This window comes from Allobosea sp. 2KB_26 (assembly GCF_052115715.1).
Taxonomy (GTDB): domain Bacteria; phylum Pseudomonadota; class Alphaproteobacteria; order Rhizobiales; family Beijerinckiaceae; genus Allobosea.
In genome coordinates, this window is record NZ_JBFRHE010000002.1 from 240,242 (window position 1) to 256,274 (window position 16,033).

10 protein-coding genes are annotated in these 16,033 nt (G+C 64.7%); 6 read left to right on the top strand and 4 right to left on the bottom strand.

Annotation, left to right across the window (positions count from 1 at the left end):
- Window positions 1–32: 32 nt before the first annotated feature.
- Window positions 33–2,429, top strand: a complete 2,397-nt coding sequence (locus AB4099_RS09395) for a putative bifunctional diguanylate cyclase/phosphodiesterase (RefSeq protein WP_113518663.1) — start codon at window positions 33–35, stop codon at window positions 2,427–2,429.
- A 318-nt stretch (window positions 2,430–2,747) separates the two neighbouring features.
- A complete protein-coding gene (locus AB4099_RS09400; protein WP_113518664.1) occupies window positions 2,748–3,482 on the top strand; it encodes a hypothetical protein in 735 nt (244 codons plus the stop codon).
- A 377-nt stretch (window positions 3,483–3,859) separates the two neighbouring features.
- Here the strand turns inward: AB4099_RS09400 and AB4099_RS09405 are convergent, their stop codons facing one another.
- The gene (locus AB4099_RS09405) at window positions 3,860–4,687 is read right to left on the bottom strand and encodes a class I SAM-dependent methyltransferase (RefSeq protein ID WP_162768467.1); all 828 of its coding nucleotides are present in this window, start codon (window positions 4,685–4,687) and stop codon (window positions 3,860–3,862) included.
- Between the two features lie 738 nt (window positions 4,688–5,425).
- Between AB4099_RS09405 and AB4099_RS09410 the strand changes: the two genes are divergently transcribed.
- The 4 genes from AB4099_RS09410 (at window position 5,426) to AB4099_RS09425 (ending at window position 12,694) form a co-directional block, all read left to right on the top strand.
- Window positions 5,426–8,347, top strand: coding sequence for a methyltransferase domain-containing protein (locus AB4099_RS09410; RefSeq protein WP_441477866.1), 2,922 nt, complete (start codon window positions 5,426–5,428; stop codon window positions 8,345–8,347).
- 417 nt (window positions 8,348–8,764) lie between these two features.
- Window positions 8,765–10,390: a B12-binding domain-containing radical SAM protein gene (locus AB4099_RS09415; RefSeq protein WP_441477867.1), complete on the top strand. Its 1,626-nt coding sequence runs from the start codon at window positions 8,765–8,767 to the stop codon at window positions 10,388–10,390.
- Window positions 10,391–10,632: 242 nt separating this feature from the next.
- On the top strand, window positions 10,633–11,304 hold the full coding sequence (locus AB4099_RS09420; RefSeq protein ID WP_441477868.1) for a response regulator: 672 nt from the start codon (window positions 10,633–10,635) through the stop codon (window positions 11,302–11,304).
- Window positions 11,297–12,694, top strand: a complete 1,398-nt coding sequence (locus AB4099_RS09425; RefSeq protein ID WP_441477869.1) for a sensor histidine kinase — start codon at window positions 11,297–11,299, stop codon at window positions 12,692–12,694. The genes AB4099_RS09420 and AB4099_RS09425 overlap by 8 nt, the downstream gene beginning before the upstream one ends.
- A 91-nt stretch (window positions 12,695–12,785) precedes the next feature.
- Here AB4099_RS09425 and AB4099_RS09430 read toward each other — a convergent pair whose 3' ends face one another.
- The 3 genes from AB4099_RS09430 to AB4099_RS09440 all read right to left on the bottom strand — a co-directional run bounded on the left by AB4099_RS09430 (window position 12,786) and on the right by AB4099_RS09440 (window position 15,596).
- The gene (locus tag AB4099_RS09430) at window positions 12,786–13,661 is read right to left on the bottom strand and encodes an ABC transporter permease (protein ID WP_113518670.1); all 876 of its coding nucleotides are present in this window, start codon (window positions 13,659–13,661) and stop codon (window positions 12,786–12,788) included.
- Between the two features lie 11 nt (window positions 13,662–13,672).
- Window positions 13,673–14,497: an ABC transporter ATP-binding protein gene (locus AB4099_RS09435; RefSeq protein ID WP_113518671.1), complete on the bottom strand. Its 825-nt coding sequence runs from the start codon at window positions 14,495–14,497 to the stop codon at window positions 13,673–13,675.
- Window positions 14,498–14,597: 100 nt separating this feature from the next.
- Window positions 14,598–15,596 carry an ABC transporter substrate-binding protein gene (locus AB4099_RS09440; RefSeq protein WP_441477870.1) on the bottom strand — a complete coding sequence of 333 codons (999 nt, stop codon included), beginning with the start codon at window positions 15,594–15,596 and terminating at the stop codon, window positions 14,598–14,600.
- Window positions 15,597–16,033: the final 437 nt, after the last annotated feature.

Sequence of the window (16,033 nt, forward strand, 5' to 3'; positions counted from 1 at the left end):
GCATCTGTGGGAGAATCTGCCGGGATTAACTCATGCTGAAGATGCGAAAGATAGAAACCTTGCTCGGGGCCGTTCTTGTCGGCCTCGTTTTGTCTGCATTGTATGTATCAAGTCTTATCGTCGAGCAGCAGAATCTCATCCGGCAGACGGCGCGTTACAATGTAACCTGGCTGGCAAGCCAGTCCGTCGTCGAACTCCAGCGCTTCCAGGAGCGCGTTGCCAGCTTCAGCATTCCCTCCAGCAAGGTCGATTCCGACGAGGTGGCGCTGCGCTACCAGATCCTGCTCAACCGCCTCAACCTGCTCAGCTCCGGCGAGTTCGAGGAGTTCGTCAACCAGAGTGCCGACCGGCGCGCGACCGTCGACGAATTTCGCCAGGCGCTGGCCGAGATCGAGCCATGGGTCGACCATCTCAACCCGGAAAATGCCGCGCGCATCCGCGCGCGACTGGCGCCGCTCGACCAGAAGATGTCGAGCCTTGCGGCGGCGGCAAACCGTATCTCCGGCGATCAGGTCGATGGCGATCAACGTGAGCTTCTAAGCCTGCACTGGTTCTTCTCGGGCATCATCGTGACGCTCGTGCTGATGTCGCTTGGCCTGGTTCTGCTGCTACATTTTCGCAACCGCCTGCTCAAGCAGGCTCATCGTGAGATGCATGTGCTCACGGACGGGCTGAAGGACGCGAAGGGCGATCTCGAACGGGCCAATGAGGACATTTCCAGCAAGAACGACAGCCTGAAGAGTCAAAACGAGATGCTGGTGCTGCGCGATATCGAACTGCGCACCCAGAACCAGCGCTTCGATGCGGCCTTGAACAACATGTCGCAAGGGTTGCTGCTGGTCGACGGCGAACACCGCCTGATCGTCTGCAATGAGCGCTACCGTCAGATTTTCGAATTGCCGGCGGAGAGCACCAAGCCCGGGGCGAGCCTTGCAACCGTGACCGACGAGCGCTTCGCGGCTCTGCTTGCCCATCAAAAGTCGATCGCGTCTGGACCGCGCTCGGCGACATTCTCGTTCGAGCTTGCGGCCGGCACGGTCTGCTCCGTCTCGCAGCAGCCGATGCCGGATGGCGGCTGGGTTGCGACCTACGAAGACGTGACCGAGCGCCGACGGTCTGAGGAGCGGATCGCCTATATGGCGCACCATGACGCGCTGACGGACTTGCCCAACCGTGCTCAGTTTCGCGAACATCTGGAGCGCGCGCTCGAACTTCATCACGGTGAGTCAGGCAGTTTCGCCGTGCTCTATCTCGACCTCGATCGGTTCAAGACCGTCAATGACACGCTCGGTCACGAACTGGGCGATGCACTGCTGAAATCCGTCAGCGTCCGATTGAAGAAAGCGGTCCGCGGCAGCGATATCGTCTCTCGCTTCGGCGGCGATGAATTCGCTGTCCTGTGTCGCGGATACCCCGATCTCGACGAGCTTCGCCGGATCGCCACCCGAATCGTCGAACGCATGGGGCAGCCTTTCCGGATCGGCGGCCGCGACATCAGGATCGGGACCTGCGTCGGCATCGCGATGGCCATCAAGGATGGCAGCGATTGCGATTCGCTGCTGCGCCATGCCGACATGGCGATGTATGCGGCGAAGAACACCGGACGGGGAACCTACTGCTTCTACGAAGCCCCCATGGAAGAGCAGATCGACGCGCGGCGCGCGCTGGAAGATGCGCTGCGTCGGGCGCTTCAGGAAAACGAACTGGAGGTTTACTACCAGCCCATCGTCAATCTGAAGCGGATGGAGATCGTCAGTTTCGAGGCGCTGCTGCGCTGGACCCATCCGGTCCGAGGGGCGATCTCGCCGGCGGAATTCATCCCGGTCGCCGAGGAAACCGGGCTCATCGTGGCGATAGGAGAATGGGTGCTGCGGCGCGCCTGTGCCGATGCGGCGCAATGGCCAAACGGCACGCGGGTATCGGTCAATCTTTCGGCCGTACAGCTCCGCAACGACGACTTCGCGCAGATCGTGTTCAGTGCGCTGGCTGGCAGCCAGCTGCCGGCTCACCGGCTCGAACTGGAGATCACCGAATCCGTGCTGCTTCAGGACAGCGACGCGACGCTCGCCGTGCTGCACCAGTTGCGCCGTTTCGGCATCCGCACCTGCATGGACGATTTCGGCACCGGATTCTCCTCGCTCAGCTACCTCAGAAGCTTCCCCTTCGACAAAATCAAGATCGACCGGTCCTTCGTCAAAGACATGCATGTGCAGGAGGATTGCCGTGCCATCGTCACCTCGATCGCCCATCTCGGCCAGAGCCTGAACATGACGACCACCGCCGAGGGCGTCGAAACCCGGGAACAGCTGGAGGCGGTCATGGCGGTCGGTTGCACCGAGGTGCAGGGCTATTATTTCGGACCTCCGACCCCCGCGGTGGACGTCGCGCAGGTGTTTTCACGCCTGGAGAAGATGCGTCTCGCGGCCTGACGCCGGAGACCGCCCGTTACGGAAGAGGAACTTGGCTCGCGCCAGAGCGACCCAGGCCAGCCCGCCGGAGCCGACGGCAGGGCTCGCCTTCGAGCATTGTTTCCCGTGTCGGCGTCGCCCCGATCCTGCCCGGCAGGCAGGGGCTTGGGCCACATCCTTCGAACGGAGGATGACGTTCGCAAGGCTCCTTCCTAGTTTCCCAAGGTTGCCTCGATCACCGCTTCGGCGAGGCTGGGCAGCAATGACGGCCAGATTCCGCTGGGGCTGTAGCCGATCTGTGTCGGGACCGGGCGCCAAGGCAAGACGGAGAGGCTCGCGATGATCCTGGAGATGTTTGGGCCGTCCGGGGCCGGAAAGACGACGATGGTCTCGGCCCTGACCGCCCATCTGCGCGGCCTCGGCTATGTCGTGAATCCGCGGATCGGCGTGCGTGCCCATCCGCTGAGGCGCGGCATTCTCAAATGCCTGGCCAGCGCCAAGCTGCTCAGCTCCGCCGGTCCGGCCGCTGGCATCGCGGAGCTCTTCAGGCTCCTGCCACCGAAGGACCGGCTTTGGTTCATTCGTCTCTATTGGCACCTGGCCCTGCTCCATCACGAATGGACTGCGGCGCAAGCCTCCGATGCGATCACGATCTTCGATCAGGGCATGGTCCAGGCGGTGGCCTCGCTCATCCTGCTCAGCGGCATAACCGACCGCGACCCTGTCGGACGCGCGCTCGACATCGTGCCGAAACCAGACCTGCTCATCCGCTTCGAGGCGCCACGCGCCCTTCTGGAGGAGCGCCTTCGGGATCGCTGGCAGAAGATCGGCCCGCTTCAGCGCTACCTGGAGATCGATCTGCAAGGCAGCCTGGACCACGTCGACCATGTCGACCTGATCTCCGACATGGTCAGCGCACGCGCGCTCCCCATGATCCGGATCAGCAGCATCGATGCCCCTAGCTGCAATCTGTCGATCGATCGGATCACCACCGAGGTCCTCGCCAGGATGCGTCCGTCGCGCGCTGCCGCGGAAGAGCCCGCAGCACGTGGCTATGCGGCGCTCTCCCATTAGATTGTCGGGCCGGATATCCCGTATCCGGTCCGATGATCCAACCCTCCGTGAATTCACCGGCTTTCCCGAAGGCCGCAATCCCGTTCCCGGGCCGATGCTGCGGCTTCGGCGTCGGGGCGGGGGATCGGCATTGGCTGGGGTGACCTGAGCTGCCGGCCGCGGTGGAGGTCCCGCGACCACTGGCCCTGTCGTCGAGGCTGTCGCCCGTGACATCCTGCGTTCACGCGAAGCCAGGCCGCTGGAGGGGGCGCCGTACAGGCCCGACCACGGGCCCCCTGACAGTGCAGTGCCGGAGCCACGCAGCTTCAGTTCCGCCAGGCCGGAGAACGACAGAGGCCCGCGGTCTCCCCGCGAGCCCATGCACAAGCTCATCGGCGTCAGACGGAAGCGCTCCGTCGCGATTGGAGTTCGGGCGGGCGCACTGGCGAGGACACGGTGCCTCCAGGTTCTGCCACGGCGGCGGACGCCCGTTGCAGCATGCCGAAATAGTGCGATCGAAAGGCCGGGAAGAATGTCAGCGCCGGATAGAGCGGATCGGTGAGAGCGCCGAGACGGTAGGCAATGGGGGGAATCAGCGTTTTCGAGGCCAGTTCACTCTCGAAATCGGGAAACAGGTCCTGGATATGGCGCCGTGTCATGGCCCTGACATTGCGGTTCCAGGGATTGGGGTAACGCATGTCATACCAGATGATCACCCCGTTCGGAGTCAGGACGCGATTGATCTCGCGCGCCACGTTCCTGGCCATGAGGGGGCTCAGAATCGAGGAGAACACTGTGAAGACCAGGATGAAATCGAAATGCTGGTCGGGAAACGGTACATTCTCGGCATTTGCTTCCGTGAACGATACCTCCGGGCATTTTCGTCTGGCGGTCGCGAGGGCTTCCGGAAGCAGGTCGATCCCGAACAGGCGGTCGTTGGGAAAACCGTAGCGCTGCAGCCGGCGGACCAGATCTCCCGTCCCGCAGCCAAGGTCCAGGACGCGATATTGCTTGAGGGGAGGGGCCGCCTCCCGATCGAGCAACCTGTACAGGGCGACATCGCGATCGCGCACCATGCGCAGGCGTCCGGGGCGTCTCTCTCTGTCCGGGTCTCCGCGATCCCTCTCCGCATATTTCGCATAGGCGGATTTGATGCGCTCGACCTCGGCCGCCGTGGAGTGATCACAGATATCATAACTGAATGGACGCATATGAACGACCGGCATCGCAATCTCCCAGGCTGAATCGCCGATGGCCTCTCGCCGGCGGATGCTTCGGGGCTTGTCACCCGGTCCAGGCGTCGGAAGCTGTTGGCACGCTGCTGACGATAGGGCAGGCGGGGCGCCCGAGCCGGCATCCTGCGTACCCACCGAGGCCCGGTTGCCGCTGAGCCCGAGCTCTCGCTTCATGCGACCATACGGTCATCGAGACGCATGCGAGGTCTGGAGCCGAGGCGCCCACGGTCGGCATCCGGGTCGCATGAGAAACGAGGGCTCCTCCCGCTCGGGGCTTCGGCTTCAAAAGTCAGCTGCGCCCGAGCGAGCCAAGCCTGTCTCTGGTACGCGCCAGCCAGGTGCTCGGCATCCTCCGAACGAAGGATGACCCGGCTTTTCCTGGCCGTCCGGCCGCCCGTTCCGGCCACGGCGCCGAGACTCCGCCATGGCGCGATCGATGCCGGCTTCGTTCATTCGAAGGATGATCTGGCCGCGCCCCAGGCGTAGCCGGTTGAGGTCAATCCCGCAGCCGGCCGCCGAAGACAGGGTTGATCCGATGCGCGACGAACAACCGACGCCGATCGTAGGAGGCCTGCGGGGCCGCGTGCTGCACGGTCGCCCTGCTTCAGCAGGGCGGAGCCGCCATCGCCGCCGAACGACGGCAATCACCGGAGCAGAGTGTCCACACGCCGGAGTGCGCCCGGCCCCCAATGCAGTGGCACGACCCTCTCAATGCAAGGGTATTGGCCTATGATCATTGATCTTTTCGGCGCCACCGGTGCCAGCAGAGCAAGCTTTGCCAGCGAACTGTGCAAGAGGCTCCGCGAGAGCGGTCAGACAGCCGAGATCATTCAAGGCGAATGGCCCGCGACTGGGGATCCTGCCCGTGACCCTCCGGGCAAAACCGCCGGGCCTGTCTTCCGTGGCATCGGCAAATGGGGCGCGGCGGCCGTCCTCCCGCTCAGCCGCAGGTTCGGATTCTGGCCCGGCTTCGATATCCTCGCCATGCTGCCGCCCGCCAATGCGGCCTGGTTCGGCGTCCTGCGCCACTATAATGCGAGCCTGAGCTATGCTTGGTCGGAGGCGGCGCGGTCGGACCAGATCGTGATCTTCGAACAAGGCTTCGTTCAAACCGTCTGTCTGCTCGCCACGCATAGCTGGGCCCTGAGCGAGGCCACTCTGGAAGCAGCCCTCGAACGGGTGCCAAAGGCCGATCTGGTCATCTGTATCGATGCACCCCCGGAGACGCCCGAGACGGATTTCGGAATGAGCCACGCCGCGGCGCCCGTCATCGCCCGCGCCGACGGCCTCTTGCATGAGCACGGGACGCCGGTGATCTCGCTTGCCTTTCACGACGAGGCAACGCTCGGCAGCGCGCTGGACGCAGCCATGGAGGAGGTCCTGGCGAGACTCCCGGCTGGCCGTGCAGCAGGGCGTTCCGGTTCGGCTCATCCCGTTATGCCGGTGCCGGCGCCGATCAGGACAATGGGGCTTGCGGCGTCTGCCGACGAGGCTTCACAGCGGGCCATCCCGCTGCCCAGTATTCGTGCGCTGCTGCCCTATCTGATCGGGGCGTTTCTCGCCTTCCTCGTCGAGTTTCTCGCCGCCAGGGTCATCGGCGCCCATAGCTACGGCATCTATGCCTTCGCCTTCGCCTGCGCCAGCGTCGTCGCCTACAGCTCAACGCTGGGCTTCAATATTTCGCTGATGCGCCTCCTGCCGGACTATCTCGCGCGGCAGGAGAGCAGCCTCGCCCGGGGCGTGATCCAGTATGCGGTGCGCAGGGCGCTGGCGACCGCCATGGCCGTCGCCGTAGTCGGAGCGACCTTCATCACCATGTATCCTGGGACATTTCGGCAGGAAGTCATCTCGACCGGCCTGATGGCGCTGGCCGCGACACCTCTGCTCACGCTTCTCCTGATCAGCGGCTCCGTGACGCGCAGTTTCGGCGGCGCTCTGTCGGTGCTCGCCATCGAGCGTGTCGTCCTGAACGGGCTCGTGCTTGGCGTGATCTTCCTGACGGCATGGTACCATCTGTGGCCCCGCGATGCGACGCTCGTCATGGGCTCCACGCTCGTCGGTTCGGCGATGGCGGCCATGGTGCTCGTGCCGACCCTGCGGGAGGTCCGGCCACGGGCAGTCCGCATGGCCGTGGCAAATTATGCCGCCGCCGAATGGCGGTCTTCCATCGCCCCCCTCACGATGATCGTCGCCGCCGAGATCGTCCTGAACCGGGCCGGCGTCATCGTGCTCGGCCTTGAGGGCTGCATAACCAAGGCCGGTATCTTCGGCATTGCTCTCAGCATGGCGACACTGGCGACGCGTCCCCTGGTGGCCTTTGGGCGATCGATCCTGCCACTCGCCTCGCGCTTGGGGGGCGGGGGTGATCGATCGCAGCTGCAGGCGCTGCTGAGCCACTCCGCCAGGCTGTCATTGATGGCAGCTATCCTGATCTCCGTGCCTCTGCTGGTGCTCACCGATCCCTTGCTGAGTTGGCTCGGCCCGGATTTCGAATCCGCGGCCCCCGTCCTTCGCATCCTCCTGATCGGTCAGGTCATCGCGGCCGCTTTCGGCTCCCAGCAGACGCTCATGACGATGGCGGGACACGAACGGGCTGCAGCCGCGACGCTGATCGTGGGTGCCGGGGCGAACATCGTGGCCACGGTTGTGGCGAACCGGTTCTGGGGACTGACCGGCGCCGCGGTAGCAACGGTTGTCACAGTTATCGCCTTGAACCTGGCTCTCGCCATCTTCCTTCGCCTACGCCTCCAGGTCAGGCCTGGCCTGGCCCTGGCTGTGCCTCCGGTCCCGATGCACTGGTTCCGCTCGCAGTTGGTGCCCGATGCTTCGACCGCCGGTGCGACGGTCTGGGAGCGGGAGCCGCTGGGCGGAGCGCGCGGGGGCGGTGCGCTGGGCCAGTCGATAGTCCCCCAATCCGAATCCTATCGGGTGGGCTCGACCGGTGCAGGCTACGGCCGGCGCTATGTCAGGACCTTTGCCGAGGGCTATTACGCCATCAACTGGCGCGAGGTCGAAGCGCCGCTGCTCAGGGCGATCTTTGCGAGGCTGGCGGCCCGCGGCGCGTCGAGGTCCCTCGACTTCGCCTGCGGGACCGGGCGCATCCTGGAACTGCATGAAGAGGCCTTCGACGACATCGTCGGCGTCGATATTTCGCCGGAAATGCTCGCCTTCGCGCGCGGGCGCTATCCGGACATCCGCTTCCTCGAGGCCGACCTGACCCAGACCGGTGCAATAGAGGCCGTCGGTGACCGGCAGGTCTGCACCGCCTTCCGCTTCTTCCTCAATGCCGAGCCCCCGCTTCGCGCGGAAGTGCTCGATGTCCTGAGGAATTGTCTCGTCGACGGGGGCGTCCTCGTCGCCAATTTCCATGGCAACCCGGCAAGCCTGGTCGGGCTCGTCTATCCCGTTCGCAATCGTCTTGCCGGGCGCGAGATCAACAAGCTGATGCGCGAGGACGAGGCGGTTGCATTGCTCGAGGCGCACGGCTTCGTGGTCGAAGAGCTGCACTGGTACGGTCTCTGGCCGCCGGTCTTCCGGCGGTTCGATTGGTTGAACGCCCTGTGCATGGCCCGGGTGGAGGCCCTGGGGCGGCGGTTCCCGGCTCTGATGAGGCGGTGTCAGACCTTCGTCGTCGTCGCCAGGCGTCGGTGACGACGCGGCTGCGCGCGATGGATAGGCGACGGGGACAGGCGCGCTGGGGCAGGCCGGGGCCGCTCCAGCGTTTGGAGCTTCCCTGATGTTTTGAGGGGACGCGCTCCGCACGTCTGCGGCCCCCGGTCACCGGAAACGCCATGTTTCTGGGGCGCGCAGGACCCGAGCCTCCCAGGCACGGTCCTTGCTCATGAAGTCCCTGCCAATCGGAGGCAGGGACGCATTTCGTCTTCCACCCGCCCAATGCTGCATTGGAGCAGCGCTCGCGCGACAACGGTCGCAGCGATGTCTCAGGCTTGTCCCCAGTCCGCGAGTTCTTGCAGCCCGCAAGTTCTTGGCACCTAGGCGCTGCCGTCTGGAGCCTCGTCAGTCGATGAGCCCACATTTCTCCAGTCGAAGCCCGAAGCAGGAGACGACATGCATAGTGAACGCTGCAGGGTCTTGATGGTCTATCCGCGGTTCAACGCGGGCTCCTTCTGGAACTACAAGGCGACATGCGAGCTCGCCGGAGCGCTCCATCCCGCCGCTCCCCTCGGATTGATCACGGTGGCCGCGCTCCTGCCGGCGGCGTGGGAGATCCGTCTCGTCGACCTGAACACGGAAGAACTCGCCGAAGAGGACCTTGGCTGGGCCGATCTCGTGATGACGGGGGGCATGCTGCCGCAGCAGGAGGGCTCGCTCGCCATCATCGAGCGGTGCCGCTTGCGCCGCAAACCCGTCGTCGTCGGCGGACCCGACGCGACCTCCACGCCCCATGTCTACGCGGCGGCGGACTTCCTGGTGCTGGGGGAGGCGGAGGAGATCATGGCCGGTTTCGTCTCTGCCTGGCAATCAGGGGAGAGAACCGGCGTCTTCAAGTCCGAAATGGGCAAGACCGATGTCACCAGGAGTCCGACGCCGCGCTTCGATCTGTTGAAATTCGAGCGCTATCTGCATGTCGGCATCCAGTTCTCGCGCGGTTGCCCCTTCAATTGCGAGTTCTGTGACATCATCGAGCTCTATGGGCGTGTGCCACGCACCAAGACGAATGCGCAGATCCTGACCGAGCTCGACGCACTCCATGCGCTCGGCTATCGCGGCCATGTCGATTTCGTCGACGACAATCTCATTGGCAACAAGAAGGCGCTGAAGCAGTTCCTGCCCGATCTCAAGCGCTGGATCACCGAGAAGGACTTTCCCTTCGAGTTCTCGACCGAGGCGTCGATCAACCTTGCCGATGATTCCGCCCTGATGCAGGCGATGAGCGAGGCCAACTTCTTCACGATCTTCGTCGGCATCGAGAGTCCGGATTCCGAGACGCTGATCTCGATGCAGAAGAAGCAGAACACAAGGCGCAGCCTCCAGGACAGCGTGCACAGGATCTACCGGGCAGGGCTGTTCGTGAATGCTGGCTTCATTCTCGGGTTCGACAGCGAGAAGGGCAGTGTCGCGCGCGACATGATCGCCTGTATCGAGGATACGGCGATCCCGGTCTGCATGGTCGGCCTGCTCTATGCCCTGCCCAACACCCAGCTGACGCGGCGCCTGGAGCGCGAGGGCCGGCTCCAGATATCCGACGACACCGCCCCTGCACGGCAGTTCGGCGATCAGTGCACCGCTGGCCTCAACTTCGAGACCAGTCGCCCGCGACGCGCCATTCTGGCGGATTACAAGGCTGTACTGGAAGCAGTCTACGCGCCCGGGGCTTTCTTCGGCCGGGTTCGGCGCGTCGGGCGGATGCTCGATTGCACCAATCGCCGCCTGGAAATGCCGACCTCGATGGAGTTGCAGGAGCTGAAATCGTCCTGGCGTCTGCTCTGGCGCCTGTCGACGATGAAGGGCGGCGTCAGGCGCGAATTCTGGAAGACGGTGGTCGACTGTCTCATGCATAACCGTCGGGCCTTGCCCTATGTGATGATGATGGTCGCGCTCTACGTCCATCTCGGCCCGTTCTCCCGCCAGGTGATCACTCAGGTGCAGCGGCAGATTGCCGATATCGACAGCGGTCGCCACCCGCTGGTTCCGGTGAAGCAAGGCAGGTTGGACGAGATGGCAATGAGCTGAGAGGGCCCGCCGCGAGCCGTCTCGATGCGCATTCACGACCATGGCTTTCCGAAGGACCATTGGCCCCGATACCGATGTCGGTCGCTGTTCGCAGGGCGAAGAGGCGTTCCTGAAACGGGGACGCCCCGGCACGGCCGCACGCCGCCTGTACGGCTTTTCCTTCACAGGGCCCGGGCCAACCGTCTAGGAAGGGTGTTCGGGATAGTTCGTGCCCCCGATTGGCCTGCGAGAACGCGTATCCAATGCGAATACTGCTCGTCGAGGATAATCAGGAGCTGTCTGATTGGCTGGCTCGCCTGCTGCGCAAAAGCCGTTATGTCGTCGACTGCGTTCGTGACGGGAGCGACGCCGACGCTGCGCTTTCGACCCAGGTCTATGATCTCGTCATTCTCGACATGGCCTTGCCTGGCATGGGCGGGATCGAGATCCTCAAGCGCTTCCGGGCTCGCAAGGGCGTGACGCCCGTCATCATCCTCACCGCCAATGATGCGATCTCCAGCCGTATCGCAGGGCTGGACAGCGGCGCCGACGACTATCTGGTCAAGCCGTTCGACCCGCTCGAGCTCGAGGCACGGATCCGCGCGCAGCTGCGACGCAAGCAGAGCGACAGGCTGGTGACGGTCGCCTTCGGTGCGATCGTGCTGGAGACTACCACGCGGCAGTTCTCGGCGGGGGGGGGGCCCCTGCCGCTGACCCAGCGCGAGCACGCGGTTCTCGAGACCCTGGTGCTCGCGGCGGGGCGAGTGGTCTCAAAGGCGACGCTGACCGATACCGTATTCGGCCTCGACGACGACGCGACTTCCAACGCGATCGAGATCTATGTCCATCGTGTCCGCAAGAAGCTGGAAGGCACCGGGGTTTCCATTGGGACGCTGCGCGGGCTCGGCTATGCGCTGAGGAAGCAGGATGGCTAGGAGCCTGCGAGGCGAGCTTCTCGGCTGGCTGCTGGTTCCGCTCGCCGGTATCGTCGCTTTCAACGCTTGGACGGCGCATGGCAGCGCGGTCTCCACTGCCAACCTCGTCACCGATCGCATGCTGCTGGCTTCGGCGCGGGTGATCGCGGAGCAGGTCAAGGAAAGCGACGGCAGCGTCGAGGCGCTGATTCCGCCCTCGGCAATCGAGATGTTCGCCACCTCCGATCGCGACCGGGTGATCTACCAGGTGATCGCGCCCTCGGGCGAGCTGATCGCGGGTTTTCCCGATGTCGCGGGGCCGCCGGCACCACCGAGCGACCTGCAGCCGGTCTTCTTCTCCGCGCGCTTTCGCGTTGACGACATCCGGGCGGTCGCCCTGGCTCAGCCCGTCGTGTCGAAGACGGCGGGCGGCAATGCCATCGTCATCGTCGGCACCACCTTGCGCGGCCGCGACCGGCTGGTGACCGATCTCTGGCTGAATTCGGTGCGTGATCAGGCGTTGCTGGTGGGGCTCGCCGCGCTCCTGGCGCTCTTTGGTCTCCGGCGCGGCCTTGGTCCGCTGCTCGGGCTGCGCAAGGAACTGGCGGACCGCCGGCCCGGCTCGCTGCAGCCCGTCGAGACGACGCATCTGCAGAGTGAGCTGAGACCTCTGATCGGCGCGCTCAATCACGCCTTCGGGCGCATCGAGCGCTATGTGGCTTTGCAGAGGCGTTTCGTCGCCAATGCGTCCCATCAGATGCGGACGCCGCTCGCCGTCCTCAAGACCCAGTCGACCGTCGGTTTGCGGGAAACCGAGGTCGCCTCCAAGGACGAAACCCTCCACGCCATCGACCGTGGGCTCGATGCCCTGGCCCGGCTGGTCAATCAGTTGCTGACCTTGGCGCGTGCCGAGCCGGGCGGCGCTGCCCTGCGCAAGGTCCCTCTCGACTTCGCCACGGTGACGCGCGAGGCCCTGGAGGGTCTGGCGCCGATCGCCTTCGAACGCGAGATCGACCTCGCCTTCGATCTATCGGACGGGGCGGCCATGCTGCAGGGGCACGAGACGCTGTTGCGCGAGATCGTCGTCAACCTCGTCGAGAATGCGCTGCGCTACACGCCGAGGGGCGGAGCCGTCTCTGTCGCGCTGTCGCAGGCGGAGGGCCAGATCCGCCTTGTCGTCGAGGATACCGGGCCAGGCATTCCCGAAGAGGAGCGGGAGATGGTCTTCGAGCGCTTCTACCGCCTGCCGGGTGCCGGGCCGGACGGTACTGGCCTCGGGCTGTCGATCGTGCGCGAGATCGCCGCAGCGCATGGCGGCACCGTCTCCCTCGCCAATCGCGCCGCGGGCGAAGGCCTGCGGGCCGAGGTCAGGCTTCCGTCTATGCCGGCCGCGCCGCCGGGCCAGAGCTGACCCGCCCGGGCTGAACACGGCATCGCCAGCCGCAAACGAGCCTCGCCCGGTCAGCGGACCGGGCGAGGCCTCTCTAGTCCTTGCGCGTGTCTTACTGCGTGTCTTGCAAGGGCGCGGGCCGCCATGTCGCCAGGCTGCGCTCCAGCCGGGTCATCAGGTATTCGGCCAGCAAGGCCACGACCATGATCACGACGATCGCGGCATACATGCCGGCAGAGTCGAAGGAGCCCTTGGCGATGTTGATCAGGAGCCCGATGCCATAACGTGCGCCAACGAACTCCCCGACGATTGCGCCGATGATGGCGAAGCCGAAGCTGACATGCAGCGAGGCGAAGATCCAGCTCATCGCCGAGGGGATCACCACCGAGCGCGTCAGCTGCCAGCCGCGCGCACCGAGGATCTGGGCGTTGGCGATCAGGTTGCGGTCGGCCTCGCGCACGCCCTGGAAGGCGTTGGCGAAGACGACGAAGAACACCATGACGAAGGACAGGGCGACCTTGGAAGCGAGGCCGAGCCCGAAGACCATGATGAAGATCGGTGCCAGAACCACACGAGGAATCGAGTTGATCACCTTGATATAGATCGAGAAGATGTCGGCGAGCATGCGGTTGCGGCCGAGCGCGATGCCGACGACGATGCCGGCGATCGAGCCGGTCGCGAAGCCGATCAGCGATTCCTCCATCGTCACCCAGAGATGGAACCAGAGCGGTCCTTCCGAGGTGCCCTCGAAGATCCATTCGACCAGGCGCGACCAGATCGCACTCGGGCTCGAGAAGAAGAACTCGTCGATGATGCCGGTGCGCGCGCCGATCTCCCAGCCGCCGAGGAAGGCGAGCAGGATGGCCCAGCGCCAGAACAGGACGAGCTGCGTGCGGCGGCGCGCCGCCTTGGCGGCGGCGGCCTCGATCTCGGCGTCGGACGTCCCGGCGCGATAGACCGGCCCGGAGGCGATTGCGATATCGGCCATGTCGATGCTCCCTAGGCTGCGCGGGCTTCGTCGCGGGCGGCGCCGCGCTGCACTTCGTCGCGCAGATCGTCCCAGATCGTCTTGGACAGGGCGATGAAGTCCTGCTCGTAGCGGATTTCGCTGACAATGCGCGGGCGCGGCAGATCGACGGGATAGACCGATTTCACCGTCGCGGGCCCCGAGGTCAGCACATAGACCTTGTCGGCGAGCGCAATCGCTTCTTCCAGGTCATGCGTCACGAAGACGACCGAGGCCTTCGCCTCCGACCACAGGTCGAGCAGCACGTCGTGCATCAGCACGCGCGTCTGCACGTCGAGGGCCGAGAAGGGCTCGTCCATCAGCAGGATCTGCGGCTCGTTGATGAAGGTCTGCGCCAGCGAGACGCGCTTGCGCATGCCGCCGGAGAGCTGGTGCGGATATTTCGTCTCATGACCGGTCAGGTGGACCCGCGCCAGCCATTTCTTGGCCTTCGCATAGGCCTCGTCGCGCGGCATTCCGCGAAAGAGCGGGCCGGCCACGACATTGTCGATCACATTGCGCCAGGGAAACAGCGCATCGGTCTGGAAGGCGAAGCCGATGCGCGGGTCGATGCCGTCGACCGGTTCGCCGAACAGGCGGACTTCACCGCTCGAGGGGCGGGCGAGGCCGGTCACCAGGTTCAGCGTGGTCGACTTGCCGCAGCCGGTCGGGCCAACGACGGCGACGAACTCACCGCGCGCCACGCTCATGTTGAAATCGCGGATCGCGGTCATCGACTTGCCATCGGGCGTCAGGAAGCGGCGGCTGACATTGATCAGCTCGATCGCCGGGCTCTCATCGGGAGCGGTCGCGGACATGGCTTCTCCTTCGCCGGCAGGCCGGCGTTCGCGGATCGCAAGAGGCGATAGGCAGACAAGGCGGGCGATGGCCTGGCGCCATCGCCCGGGAGCGGTGGACCTATTTGACGTTCTTCACGAACTCGGTCGTAAAGGTCTTCGACAGGTCGATCTGCTTGCCCTGGATGTTTTTGGAGAAGCCGGAGAGCACGGCGAGGACCGTCTCCGGGCCGCCTTGCGGCATCACGCCGTCGACCGTGAACATGGCCTTTCCGTCGGCCAGCGCCTTGACGTAGGCCTCCTTGTTGCCGGCGTAATAGTCCTTCGGCATCTTGTCGGCAATGTCGGCGGCATCATGCGTGTTGATGTAGCGCAGCGTCTTGACGAAGGCGTTGGCGAGCTTCTGGACGATCGGCTTGTTCTTCTCGATCCAGGCCGTCTGCATGTAGAGCGAGGCGGCGGGATAGGTGCCGCCGAGCGCTTCCTTGGTCTTCTCGACCGTGCGCATATCGACCAGGACCCGGGCCTCTCCGGTGGCGAGCAGGCGCGAGATCGTCGGCTCCGTCGTCATGCCAGCCTGGATCTTGTCCTGCTGCATGGCTGCGATGAAGGTCGTGCCCGCGCCGACCGGAAGCGAAGTGAAGTCGCCGAGCTTCACGCCGGACTTCATCATCAGGTACTGCGTCAGGAAATTGGTCGAGGAGCCGAGCCCGGTCACGCCGAGGGTCTTGCCCTTCAGGTCGGCCATCGACTTCACGTCGGGATACTTGGACGAGACGAGTTCGACTTCGCCCGGTGCCTGGCTGAACTGCACCACGGACATCACATATTTGCCCTTGGCCTGCAGGTCGACGCTATGGTCGTAGAAGCCTACGACGCCCTGAACCGCTCCGGCCAGCATCTCGTTCTCGGCGTCGACGCCGGCGGCCTCGTTCAGCAGCTCGACATCGAGCCCCTCGTCCTTGAAATAGCCCAGGCTCACCGCGAGCTTGGCGGGCAGGTAGATCTGCTTCTCATAGCCGCCCACCATGATGGTGACCTTGTCGGCAGCCAGCGCCGACCCGGCTGCGGCCAGAAGCGCGGCGAAAGCAATCGACGATGTTAGAATGCGGGCACGCATGGGCCGGCTCCTTGGTTTTGGTTTCCTGTCACGCTTCCTTCCTCCTTTCGCGGAGGATTGGCTGAACCGTGACGCCGTGAGCGTTAGACCCTGAACCTTTCATCAGACTTTCAGCGCTGCGGAAGTCACAGTCCTGTGCCTGCCTTGCCCGCATTATGACGCGGGAGGCATGATGGCCCCGGCTTCGCCTCGGGCGCATGCGCTCCGTGGGCTTTACGTGCTTCCGGAGGCCGAACTTCTGACGGCGTCCGGCAGCCTTGGTTTCGCCCGTCGCCGGGCATGCCGGAATTTGGCGTCGGAAGGCGTCGATCGGCTACGGAATGCACGTTTTGCCGGCATAACGCGGTAAATTCCCTCAAATGCTAACGACCGTTCACATCGCGCGGCCGTGCCCGTCTGGTCCCGTCCCGGCGTTCTGATATGACCGAATTGTCGCA